This window comes from Psychrobacter sp. DD43 (genome assembly GCF_904846555.1).
Classification (GTDB): Bacteria; Pseudomonadota; Gammaproteobacteria; order Pseudomonadales; family Moraxellaceae; genus Psychrobacter; species Psychrobacter cryohalolentis.
The window spans coordinates 1-12,566 of record NZ_CAJHBE010000009.1; the positions used below are offsets into that span (position 1 = coordinate 1).

The following is a 12,566-nucleotide window of genomic DNA, read 5'->3' on the forward strand; positions in this document are numbered from 1 at the left end:
TGAAAGTAATAGCTAGATGTTGTTTTATTAACACCCACTAGGCTTGCTGCTGTTCTTGCGGTAGAACCAGCAACAAAGAGTTCAATGAGTCTGGTTTGTTTGTACCAACTTAATCTACTCTTTCTCATATGGCTATCCTAGATTATTTTGCTTATCTAGGACAGCCCCATTTTTTAATATGTTCAAATAACAATAGGTTTTTTAATAAAATAAAATTTTGAGTGAATAATAATCACGTATAAATGCGTGCTAAATCGGCAATGATAGGAATAATAATGATGCAAACTACTGAAGAAAATCTGTCAAAATCTAACAATATTAAACACACTGCGATGACTGAGCAGCAGGTACTTATCGCTGGTGGCGGTCATGTCGGCTTATCTTTTGCGTTGCTATTGGCAAACCAGGGTATCGCCAGTACATTGCTCGAGAAGAACAGCTATCCGATCATCAGTCCAAATGATGATAGTCAGCGTAGTCATTACTTAGACAGCCGTAATACTGCATTGTCACGGCGTACGGTACAGATTTATCAAGAGATCGGGCTGTGGGATGAACTACAAAGCCATGCCTGCCGTATCGATGCCGTACAGATTAGTGAACAAGGTAGCTTTGGGCGTGCGCAACTCAATAAAAAGGATGAACAAGTTGAGTCGTTCGGGCAAGTGATGGAAAATGCGTGGCTTGGACGAAAGTTGCTTCTAGCCGCACTGCAAGAGCCGCTTATTACCCTGATTGATAATGCCGATGTAATAGCCGTTGACCAGAAAAGTGACAGCGTAACCCTAAGTTTTAGCTACTACGGTGAAGAAGAGCATGAGCAGCAATTGCAGGGTAGTGTTTTGGTCGCCTGTGATGGTCGCGACTCTACCGTGCGTCAGTTATTAGATATCGGTACGACTACTTATGATTATAAGCAAACGGCTATCGTCGGCGTGGTAGAAACGGACAAACCACATGAGCATAATGCGATTGAGCGTTTTAGTCCTGCCGGACCACTGGCAGTGTTGCCATTAACGGATCCAGAGGGCGACGGTAATGATGAATATCAGACTGGCTATAGACGTTCAGTCGTTTGGGTTTGCCGAACCGGAGAAGAGACGCAATACTTAGAGGATGACGCGCATTTCTTAGCGACTTTGCAGCAAGCTTTTGGTCAGCGTGCAGGCACGTTTAAAACTGCTGGTCGCCGTGGTGCCTATCCATTGACACGAGTGCTGGCAGATAAACAAGTGGATGGTCGCTGCGTTATCATGGGTAATGCAGCGCACACCCTGCATCCAGTAGCAGGACAAGGGTTTAACCTATGTATGCGTGACGCTCATGTACTGGCACAAATGATGCACGCGCAAGTATTAAAAGGCGAAGACATCGGTAATCCTACATTGCTAAAGCGTTATGAGAAAGCCCGTCAAACTGACCAAAAACGCGTTATTCGTTTTTGTGATGCGGTGGTACATGGCTTTACGCATCCAAATCCAGCCGTGAAGCTGGCACGTAATGTCGCTTTGGTTGCCTTTGATAAATTACCGAATATTAAACCATTAATTGCCAATTATGCGATGGGTCTAAAGTCTTAGTATTGATAAGCCATTAAAAAAATCCAAAATTCAAAAATCTAACTGCTGCTAATTATTAAAATATCAGCGGATAATTCAAATAGCGACACAAAGGATATTTTATGAAAAATAACCATACGCTGATTATCGGTGGCGGTATCGTCGGTGCAACGCTTGCCTTAAAACTAGCACAAGACAATAAGCTGGTGACACTCATTGATGCGCGCCCAAAGCGTGACGAGGAAGATTGGCAGCAAGTACTGGGTCAACGTGATGCACGTGTTTATGCGCTAAGTCTTGCCAGTATTGAATTATTAAAAGAGGTTGGCGCTTGGCAAAAGATAGCAGAGTCAGAGCGCAAGGCTGATTACTCACAAATGCAAGTTTGGCAGCTAAACGGTATGGGTGAGTTACTGTTTGGCGAAAGCGGCGATTCTAATGGCAGCACTGATAGCAATAGCAATGTTGCTAATAACAGCGGTAATGCTAAGCCAAAAATGCTCGGTAGTATGGTTGAGCCTGCGGTCATCGAATACGCTTTATGGCAACGTTTATCAGCGCCTGATGTCAGTCAATATTTAACCGTTATCGATGGGCAAAAGGTTGTCGATATGGACTGGCTAGGTGCGACACAAGGTTACCGTGTAACGTTGGATAACGAAACCGTGATTGACACGCGTTTATTGGTCGGTGCTGACGGTCGTGGCTCATTCGTGCGCAAGCAAGCAGGTATTGAGCTTGATATTCTTGATTATAACCAAACCGCGATCTGTTGCGCGATTCAAACTGAAAAGCCTCATCAAGCAACTGCTCGTCAAGCCATGCTGCCGACAGGTACATTGGCATTATTGCCGCTTGCTGATATCACCGATGAAGACAAAGCCAATCCGCAGCATTGGCAGTCGATTGTATGGACACTGCCACGCAACCAAGCATTGGCATTGATAGAAGAACAGCCGCGCTATATCGCTGATAAATTGGCTGCTGCCAGTCATTATGAACTTGGCGCTATCCATCAGATTGAATCAATCGCCAGCTTTCCGTTAGCGGCGCAGCAAGCAAAGACTTACGTTGCGGATAATTTAGTATTGATCGGTGATGCGGCGCATGGTGTGCATCCGCTTGCTGGGCAAGGGCTCAATCTTGGGATGCTCGATGTAAAAGCATTAAGCAAACAATTGGCGCATGATTATAACCGTAGTGGCGGGACGCTTTGGGGTACCAATCAAACCTTGCGTAGCTATGAGCGCTTGCGTCGTCCGCATAATAGTCTGATGATGCACAGCTTTTCAGCGCTTAACTGGCTGTTTGCTGGCTCGTTTGCTCAGATGCGTCCTATCCAACAACTTCGTAATGAAGGCATGTATCGCGTGAGTAAAATTAAACCTTTAATGCGGTTGTTTGCTAAGCGGGCGAGTGGGGTTTAGGGTTTAAGGAACTTTCTAGATGAACTAAGGAAAGCATATGAAAAGTAAGTCATGGATGACGATAGGCGTTGTAATAGCTAGCTTTATTTTATCCTCCTGCCAATCCACACCAGAAACTGCCGTAATTAATGGAAAACCATATATTCCTCCTAAAGTCATGATAGAGCCACTTGCAGATACAGACAATGACGGCGTCCCTGACATTATCGATAACTGTCCTAACACTCCTAAAGGGGTAGTGGCGGATGAGTATGGCTGTCCAGTAGCAGTGAGTTTAATAGGTTATCTTACGATGGAGCTACGAGTTTTCTTTAAGCGCAATAGTAATGAGTTGCAAACGAAGTACTTGCCAGAAGTGGAAAAAGTAGCTGAAAAAATGCATAGCAATCCTGAGCTAGTAGTGGTTTTGTCTGGTCATACCTCTGAGCTTGAAGCTGCGCATGCATCAGTAGATATATACGGAGAAATGAATCAAGCAAAAGTTGATAAACGTCAATTAGGACGTGATCGGGCACAGATAATAAAAACTGCTTTGGTTAAGAGAAACATAGCTACTGATAAAATCTATACGTTTGATTGTGCTGATAGTATGCCGATTGCACCTAACGATACTGAGGAAGGTAGATCAATGAACCAGCGTATTTATGGCAAGGCGTTAAATGCCAATGATTTTTATGCAGGCAGTGTTCACGAGCAGTCACTCACGTACTATAAAGAATTCTGTCAGCAATTTTAAAGGTATCATTTATGAAAATGCTATTAAGAAATACGCTTGTCGTTTTAGTCAGCGCTTTAACATTATCCGCCTGTCAAACCGCCGATTTTTCTAATCGAAAAAGTCAAACTATCAATATGCCAACGGTTTTAGTTAATTTGGATAGCGACGGTGATGGAGTGCCTGATGAGTTAGATCAATGTCCAGGCACTCCCTATAACGTGGTGATAGATGAAAGGGGCTGTCCGCACTCCTTACTTTTTGGTGAAAACGAATTTAGGATGGAAGCTAGAGCCTACTATGACGAAAATAGTAGTGAGATAAAAAGTGAGTATTATGAACAGCTAAATAACGCAGGCAAAAAAATGCAAGATCATTTGGACGCTGTCATGCATATCGAAGGGCATATATCGGAACGTGAAGACAATAGTGCCAGTCAAACATTATCAAGATACCGTGTGGAAGAGATTAAAAATTATATGACCATGAAATATAATATTGATCCTGATCGTATTAAGACCATTTACTATGGATCAGAGCGCCCAATTGCGACAAATGATGCCGAAAACAGTTGGCTCAATCAGCGTATTTATGCGCTTATTAGCAATGTTGAATAATATATTAAGCGTTTCAAAAAGATTGAAAATAAAGAATATGTGATAATTGAAAAAGGACGTTGATATGAAAGCAATTTTATATTTAGTCAGCATTACTCTTTGTAGTTCTTTGGCATTATCAGCGTGTCAAACCGCGCCAAAACTAGCGATTGATAACATAGTGACAGCGCCAATGCCAATATTAATGGTGAGCCTCGATTCTGATGGTGATGGATATTCTGATGAGATAGACCTGTGTCCAGGCACCCCAAGAAATATAGTAACAGATGAAAGGGGTTGTCCTTTTACGGGTATGGGGATAGGCCTAAAAATGGAATATCGTGCCTTTTTTGCCAAGGGCAGCAGTGAGTTATCAAAAGAGTATCAGCTTGAGCTTGATACAGTAGCCCTAAAGCTGCAAGAGTACTATACGGCAACTATGCGTATTGAGGGACACGCTTCAGTAGATGAAATGTCAGATACAAAATTGCGACCAAATTCTCTAGCAAGAAATAGGGCACTTATCGTCAAAAACTATCTTGTACTAAAGCATAAAATTGATCCTGAGCGTTTAAATACCTTTAATTATGATGCCGAACAGCCTATTACCTCTTCTGATACAGAAGAAGGTAAGTCTATGAACCGCAGAGTTTATGGGGTAGCTACTGCAGATTTTGATAGCGAAGAGGAAATGTCCATGAACCGCCGAATTTTCGAGATAGCTGTAGAGCCTGAAGATTAATTGTTTTTAAACGTTTATGCCCTTACTAGCAATATTGAGTGTTTTAAAAGAGTGAAAAGTGATGACAGACAAAGATTTAAATTATTCTGGATAAAGAGAGGGTAATAATGACCATTAAAACTCATAGCACTTTATTGTTATTAGCAGCATCTATAACATTAGCAGGCTGTCAAACTACCGAAATTGTACCGCCCAAAACTACACCGCAATATGAAAACATCAGGACGATGCAAGCAGAAATTGATTCAGATGGCGATGGCGTACTTGATGATATAGACGAGTGTCCTGAAACGCCACCTAACGTAGTGGTCGATGCTAAAGGCTGTCCAATAGAGGTTGATGTGGGCGGACTTGAAATGGAATTCAATGGATTTTTTCCGCCAATGAGAAATCAATTACCCGATATCTATGATGCAGTATTTGTGAAAGTAGCAGAAAGTCTTAATGATTACCCAAAAGCCAATGTTTTTATTTTTGGTCATGTAGCAACAAATGAAATTGATAAAGATGCTTTAGCGACGCTTGGTTTCGATTCTTTATCACGCAATCGCGCCCTTAGCATCAAAAATACGTTAGTCTTGCAGCATCATATTGATGCTAAGCGTATCCGTACTTATGAGTGTTCAAATAAGATTCTAGTTACAGATACAGCGTTTATAGATCCAAGTTTTGAAAAGCTTAATGTTAAAAATATTGAGTCAAAACAGCGCCGCGCCACTTTAATGGCGAGTAGTTTAGTCAATGATTTAATGAATCTTAAATATAAATCTGATATTCAAAGATATGGTGAATACGCCAAGCATTGTAAGCCTTTTGAATAATGGCAAATTTTGATAAACCGTCAAAATCTAACCTTACCCCAAAGACGAAAACAATACCATTAGCACGGGCGCGACAATATTAATAATAAAGCCAAAGCTAATCGCCAATGGCACCACTTTTAGACCACCTGATTGCTGAATAATTGGCAAAGTAAAATCTAAACTGGTCGCACCGCCAAGTCCGACCGAGGCAGACGGATATTTACGCATAAAGACGGGGATAAATATCAACGCAAAGAACTCACGTATCAAGTCGTTAAATAGCGCAACACTGCCCCAAATTGCCCCATAAGCATCGGTCATCACAATCGCAGATAGCGAATACCAACCAAATCCTGACGCTAGTGCTAAGCCCTTCGTCCAAGAGATATCGCTAAACATCAGCGCAAAGATAAGCCCACCAACTAATACCGATAATGTAAAAATAATACTCATCTCGACACCGCGTTTATTAAGCAGTACTTCTTTTAGAGTAATACCCGAGCCTTTTAGTCCAATACCAACCAGCAAGATTAATATCATTAGCATGACCGTCATGGTGTTCTCAGGCGGTATATAGTTGGCTGGCAAGAAATAACCGATCACAAAACCTATTGCTACACAGATAACTTGAGTGAGGCTGCCGCGAATACTGACGCGATGTTCTTTAGATTTAACACTGGGTTTTTTGGCATGCCACGGGCGCAAACGGTCAAACAGCATTAACCCAAATAATCCAGTTCCAATTGTCAGTATTGATAATATCGTGACATACAGTGCGATTTCACCTACCTGACTGCCAAGTCCTTCGACTTGTGCCAGCTCAATACCAATCAAGCCTAAAATAATAAAGACCAAATAAGACAAGCCTTTATCGGCAATTTTGGTCAGGGCTGGATTGGATGGAATGGCAAAGCCAATAAACATTGGCATTAAAACCAAGACAAGGGTAACTAAGCTTTGCATGGTAAAGGGCTCGCGGCATTTTTAAAAGGCGTTTTAATAAATTGTTTTTAGGAAGGGTTTTTAAGAAGGCGAGGATTGTAACATATTAGTATAATAATACTGACATGAGCAGACAAAATTCATTGAATTGCTGCTGCTCAAAGCTTTTTTTATGAGCTTCTCTATATGCTAGACCAGCAGTGCCGCATTGATTGAATATAAAGCCACTATACTGCTTGTTCGGATTGGACAAATTTATGATGTTTCTGAATTTCTGAAGTGGGATTATTGATACCACTTAATGGGCAAATAGCTTGATTTGATAATGGCTCAATCACACTAATGCGAGCAGTGGCTGCTAGGTTGGGATAGTCCCTACGATAGTGTCCGCCACGACTTTCAAGGCGCTGACAAGCAGACTGAACAATTAAAGTCGCTAATTGTAACTGTCTTGCTAATTGAAAGTGTGCAAGTTTATCAATGGTCATAGCGTCGTCTGAAGCATTTATATTGGGCTGACTTAACTCAGATTTTTCAAGCCACTGTTGCCATTGCTGTATCTGTATTAACATTTGCTCTAATGATTCGGCAGTGCGAGTGATACCCATATAGGTGGTCATTAAAATTTTTAATTCTGTAGTTATTTTGCCAGCCTGATTATTAGTATCTATATTGCTATCAGTGTCCTCGTAATCATCTGAAGTCAATGGATGTGTAATAAAAGAAGAGAGCGTAATGGCTTGAGTATCTTTGAGTGTTGGCGCTGTCCAAATGGTAGGTGCTGATAAGTTTATGCTCTCATAAATGGCAGCAGTATCTAGATTCTCTAACGCTTTTAAATAGCGAGGTAAATCAGCGGCGATATTGCGGCCAACCACCACGCATTCCAAAAGTGAATTGCTCGCCAAACGGTTTGCTCCATGCAGACCTGTATAAGCAACTTCACCAGCGGCATAAAGACCTGCTACATCGGTTACGCCATTAGCATCAGTGACCACGCCGCCACAGCTATAATGGGCGGTTGGGGCAACCGGAATTGGCTCTTTAGTTATACCAATACCAAGTGCTAATAGTGTCTGATAAATCTGAGGGAAATGCTCTTGCAAAAATTCCGCTGGCAAGTGACTGACGTCAAGATGAACGTAGCCAAGTCCGTTATTATTAATCTGCTCAGCTATTGCCCGAGCGACAATATCTCGCGGCGCCAGTTCTGCACGCTCATCAATCTCTAGCATAAAGCGGTCGCCAGTTTGTGGACAATATAAGCGCCCACCTTCGCCGCGTAAAGCTTCAGAAATCAAAAAGCTGCTATCTCCTAGTGCTAGACCAGTCGGATGAAATTGGATGAATTCTAAATTTGCCAAACGGCAGCCTGCTTGCCACGCCATCATAACGCCATCACCGACACAGACGTTGGGCGCGCTGGCTCGTTGAAATAATTGCCCTAAACCACCACTGGCTAAGACAACCGCGCGACTATGAAATGTGATTTGGCGCTGAATAATATGATCAAAAACTTGCGCCCCTTGGCATCGGTTATCACTGTTGTCAGTTAATAAATACAGTGCTTCATGGTAGGGCAAAATAGTTATATTAGAAGCGGCTTGCGCTTTTATAGTCAAGGCTTCCATAATATGGCGACCCGTTGCATCATCAGCATGGGCAACGCGTCTACAGCCATGACCGCCTTCCTTGGTTAGATGTAAATCAGCAGTTTGCAATTTAGTGAAGACTTTTTGCTCAGTATTGTATTTTTTATTAGCTTGAGGAATCTGAGTAAAGGGTACGCCTTGCTCACATAGCCATTGAACCGCTTGTTGTCCAGCGCTGAGGATGTTTGTCGTATTATCCGCTGCACATAATCCTGCACCAGCGATTAGCGTATCGGCAATATGGTCAGCTACCGAATCATTTTTGTCCAAGCTTGCGGCGATACCGCCTTGGGCGTAATGGCTTGAGCAAACTTCCAATGCAGCTTTACTTAATATGGTAATGCTCAGCGACTCCGGTAAAGCAAGCGCGGTGCTTAATCCTGCAAGCCCAGCCCCAACGATAAGTACATCTGTTATCACAACAGCATCAAGGATCTGATGTGCATTACAGTTATCTTTGCCATTTAACCAGTTCGCGCTCATATTATGCTGCTCCAACATTTGCAAACAATGCACGGTCTTTGACGATATCACCGCTTGCTGCTACCCGCTGTTTTTGTGATTCAGCAAAATCAAGCATGCGTTGTAATGGCTTTCTAGCTGCCGCTGCCAGCTCAGCCGTCATCAATATCTCACCTGAATTATTGGTCAAACATTGCTCGATACCTTGTAGACCATTCATCGCCATCCATGGACAAAAAGCACAGCTTTTGCAGCTTGCACTTTCGCCCGCAGTCGGTGCAGCCAAGAAGCGCTTGTTTGGCGAGCGCTTTTGCATCTCATGCAAGATACCCAAGTCAGTTGCGACGATAAAGGTATCAGCATCCATCTCATAGGTGGATTGCAATAGCTTACTGGTCGAGCCAACCACGTCGGCAAGCGCCACGACACTATCTGGAGATTCAGGATGTACCAAGACTTTTGCTGTCGGATGTTCAGCTTTTAATTGTTCAAGCTCAGTGGCTTTAAACTCATTATGCACCATACATGAACCTTGCCATAGCAGCATATCTGCCCCAGTCTCATGGGCAATGTATTTACCTAAGTGTCTATCCGGACCCCAAATGATAGGCTCGCCTTGTTCTTGCAAATGTCGAATGATATCGATACCAACTGACGAAGTTACTACCCAATCAGCCCGTGCTTTTACTGCCGCACTGGTATTGGCGTAGACCACTACGGTACGCTCAGGATACGCATCACAAAAGGCAGAAAATTCATCGGCAGGGCAGCCCAAATCAAGCGAGCATTCTGCTTCTAAGTCTGGCATCAGTACTGTTTTTTCCATACTGAGTATCTTTGCCGACTCACCCATAAAGCGTACACCTGCAACTACCAGTGTTTGTGCACTATGCGCCTGACCAAAACGCGCCATTTCAAGTGAATCACCAACACAACCGCCGGTCGCCAATGCCAAATCCTGAATAAAAGGGTCGACATAATAATGCGCCACTAAGACGGCGTTATGCGCTTTTAATAACTGCTTAATATTTTCTTCAACTTGCAGTCGCTCACTACGCGGCAAGTCTGCGGGCATTTTTGCTTTGGCATATTCAATATTCATTTGCGTGGCAATGCGATTATCAGTACTCATAATCGGTGCGTCATACGGATACGTTTTCATAAGTGCAAACCTTTCATGCAATAACGACACGTCAGTTGCCGTTAGATTGAGTCAGTTGAATAGTGCTAAAAAATAAACTGTTTTAATTATGCTCATTTTGAGCATAAATACAAGAAATTTTTTATACGTTTATTATTTATGCAGGACTCATTTTGTATAATTACAACCACAAGCTATGATAAGCATCGATTCAAGCTATACTTAGCATGTGGTCAATGGCTTATCAGTTGAGCTGTATTTTATAATTAAAATAAAAGGTAATCATTAACGTCATGACGTTGTCTTATTCACATGCCCATCAACAAGGTAGCGGCACGACTGAGGTTGTCGCAGTGCTGGTTGCGATTACTGAACACACGGCGCGCGTTTTAACTGTTGATCAAGGCAAGCTATTGCCCAATGGTCCCCTCATGCCATTACATCGCTCGTTGCAAGCAGGTGTGCGCCAATGGGTTGAAGAGCAAACGCAGCAGCCACTTGGTTATTTGGAACAGCTATATACCTTTGTCGATACCAATAGACGCAATGATGATGGTCATGCGCTGGTTTACGTCAGCTATTTGGGTTTGGTGCAAGAGGCGCAAACACAGCTACAAAGCCAAGCATTATGGCGTGATTGGTACGATTACTTCCCATGGGAAAATCACTTAGATGGTATGCCAGCTATCATTATGGACTATATCGTACCAGCATTATTATGTTGGGCAGATGCTGCAAAAGAGCCTGATATTCAGCAGCGCCGGCGTCAACGTATGGGTCTGTGTTGGGGCGTCAGTGAGACGATTCTAAATAATTGCTCTAAAAATAAAAGCGCGCATTCAAATGCAGAGAGCAACGATCAGCTGATAAATGACAAAGAATACGAGAATAGGGAATGGATTGCAGAACATGTCCTTTTGCGCTATGAGATGTTGTATGAAGCAGGTCTTATTGCAGAAGCACCAACTTATCCACCCAGCTATTTGGCTAATGTTCAACCTGACAGTGCTGAATCTAACAAGGCGTTTAAATTGCCTAGTAACTGGTCACAGCTTATAGGGTCACCGATGTACTATGACCATCGCCGAGTGATTGCGACGGCTATCTCAAGACTACGGGCAAAAATTGAATATCGACCGCTCATTTTTGGCTTAATGCCAGATGAATTCACCTTGTCGCAGTTGCAGCAGAGTGTCGAAGCACTATCGGGTGTGCGCTTACATAAGCAAAACTTCCGCCGGCTGCTAGAGTCACAAAATCTTGTGCTAGAAACAGGGCAGAGTATTAGTGCCCAGCGTGGTCGTCCCGCTAAACTTTATCGTTTTCGCCATGATATTGAATTGCAAAGTTTGCTGATGGACAGCAAATTGCCAAAACGTAAATAGCCGCCCAATCGCTATCAGCCTCTATCATTGTCAAACCCAATAAATTTATTGAAAATTTTAATTTATGATATTTTCTTGCGAGCCAATAAACTTTACGTTATATTTATGCTCATTTTGAGTTTAAATAATAGATATTCAGAATATAAGCATAATAAGGGCTAAAAATGACAGTTAAACGAGAGCCAGCACTGGCTGAGGTATTACTTAAACCGTTGGTTGAAGCGGCATTAACAGAAGATTTGGGTAGACGTGGTGATGTCACTTCACAAGCGACCATTCCAGCCGGCATGCAAGCGCAATTACAGATTAAGGCAAGGCAAGCAGGCGTGATATGTGGTATGGATTTAGCACGCTTATCTTTTGCTTTGATTGATGAGCAGATAGAATTCGTTGCTCAAGTCCATGATGGTGAAACGGTCGAAGCTGGCGCGGTATTAGCAACTGTGCGCGGCAATGCGCGTAATTTGCTGACAGCAGAGCGTACGGCACTTAACTTTATGACTCATCTTAGCGGTATTGCGACAGATACTAAGAAGATTGTTGATAGCGTGGCAGCATATCCAGCGCAAATTACTTGTACCCGTAAAACCATTCCAGGCTTACGTATCGTCCAAAAATACGCCGTACGCTGCGGTGGCGGGCGTAATCATCGCTTGGGTTTAGATGATGCGATTTTAATTAAAGACAACCATATTGCCATCGCAGGTGATATTAAAACAGCGATTGAGCAAGCGCAAGAATTTGCTGGGCATTTGATTCCAATCGAAGTGGAAGTCGATACATTAGCACAGTTAGAGCAAGCACTAGATGCTGGTGTGAGCTTAGTGCTATTAGATAATATGGCGCCTGAGATATTGTCGCAGGCAGTCGCTATGTGTAAAGGTCGCGCTAAAACCGAAGCATCAGGTGGTATCACCCCTGAAACAGTGCAAGCCGTTGCAGAAACAGGCGTTGATTTTATCGCGATGGGTTATTTGACCCACAGCACGACTGCATTAGATATTGGTTTGGATTTTAGCGCTTAGCTTTAACGCTTGGTCTAAGTATAGTGAGTCCCAAATAAAAGAAGTACAAATGTTATAAAGCACTGCTGGGGTTAATTTTTCTTGCTTGCTGTGCCTGCGCAGACAGAGGCTGCGAAT

The 12,566-nt window shown here is 42.9% G+C and carries 11 protein-coding genes and 1 pseudogene; 8 read left to right on the forward strand and 4 right to left on the reverse strand.

The annotated features are described in order from the left end of the window. A pseudogene (locus JMX89_RS06420) lies at nt 1-128 on the reverse strand (IS1595 family transposase); the annotation flags it as partial. 150 nt (nt 129-278) lie between these two features. Here JMX89_RS06420 and JMX89_RS06425 point away from each other — a divergent pair. The 6 genes from JMX89_RS06425 (at nt 279) to JMX89_RS06450 (ending at nt 5,860) form a co-directional block, all read left to right on the forward strand. Continuing rightward, entirely contained in the window at nt 279-1,580 is a 1,302-nt protein-coding gene (locus JMX89_RS06425; protein ID WP_265088680.1) for an FAD-dependent monooxygenase, read from the forward strand. A gap of 101 nt (nt 1,581-1,681) precedes the next feature. Then, on the forward strand, nt 1,682-2,986 hold the full coding sequence (locus JMX89_RS06430; protein ID WP_201551121.1) for an FAD-dependent monooxygenase: 1,305 nt from the start codon (nt 1,682-1,684) through the stop codon (nt 2,984-2,986). A gap of 37 nt (nt 2,987-3,023) precedes the next feature. Next, nucleotides 3,024-3,722 carry an OmpA family protein gene (locus tag JMX89_RS06435; protein ID WP_201551123.1) on the forward strand — a complete coding sequence of 233 codons (699 nt, stop codon included), beginning with the start codon at nt 3,024-3,026 and terminating at the stop codon, nt 3,720-3,722. An 11-nt stretch (nt 3,723-3,733) separates the two neighbouring features. Then, nucleotides 3,734-4,318, forward strand: coding sequence for an OmpA family protein (locus JMX89_RS06440; protein ID WP_201551125.1), 585 nt, complete (start codon nt 3,734-3,736; stop codon nt 4,316-4,318). 64 nt (nt 4,319-4,382) lie between these two features. Further along, nucleotides 4,383-5,039 carry an OmpA family protein gene (locus JMX89_RS06445; protein WP_011512947.1) on the forward strand — a complete coding sequence of 219 codons (657 nt, stop codon included), beginning with the start codon at nt 4,383-4,385 and terminating at the stop codon, nt 5,037-5,039. A 107-nt stretch (nt 5,040-5,146) separates the two neighbouring features. Continuing rightward, nucleotides 5,147-5,860: an OmpA family protein gene (locus JMX89_RS06450; RefSeq protein ID WP_201551127.1), complete on the forward strand. Its 714-nt coding sequence runs from the start codon at nt 5,147-5,149 to the stop codon at nt 5,858-5,860. Nucleotides 5,861-5,893: 33 nt separating this feature from the next. Here JMX89_RS06450 and JMX89_RS06455 read toward each other — a convergent pair whose 3' ends face one another. From JMX89_RS06455 to nadA, 3 genes are all read right to left on the reverse strand, one after another. After that, nucleotides 5,894-6,805: a lysine exporter LysO family protein gene (locus JMX89_RS06455; RefSeq protein ID WP_011512949.1), complete on the reverse strand. Its 912-nt coding sequence runs from the start codon at nt 6,803-6,805 to the stop codon at nt 5,894-5,896. Between the two features lie 206 nt (nt 6,806-7,011). Continuing rightward, a complete protein-coding gene (gene nadB, locus JMX89_RS06460; protein ID WP_201551129.1) occupies nt 7,012-8,919 on the reverse strand; it encodes an L-aspartate oxidase in 1,908 nt (635 codons plus the stop codon). Between the two features lies 1 nt (nt 8,920). After that, nucleotides 8,921-10,060 carry a quinolinate synthase NadA gene (nadA, locus tag JMX89_RS06465; protein ID WP_201551131.1) on the reverse strand — a complete coding sequence of 380 codons (1,140 nt, stop codon included), beginning with the start codon at nt 10,058-10,060 and terminating at the stop codon, nt 8,921-8,923. Between the two features lie 272 nt (nt 10,061-10,332). On the opposite strand from nadA, the gene JMX89_RS06470 reads away from it, so the two are divergent. Together JMX89_RS06470 and nadC are read left to right on the forward strand one after the other, a co-directional pair. Beyond that, a complete protein-coding gene (locus JMX89_RS06470; protein ID WP_133105283.1) occupies nt 10,333-11,424 on the forward strand; it encodes an NUDIX hydrolase in 1,092 nt (363 codons plus the stop codon). Between the two features lie 164 nt (nt 11,425-11,588). Further along, on the forward strand, nt 11,589-12,449 hold the full coding sequence (nadC, locus tag JMX89_RS06475) for a carboxylating nicotinate-nucleotide diphosphorylase (protein WP_201551133.1): 861 nt from the start codon (nt 11,589-11,591) through the stop codon (nt 12,447-12,449). The last annotated feature ends 117 nt before the right edge of the window (nt 12,450-12,566 follow it).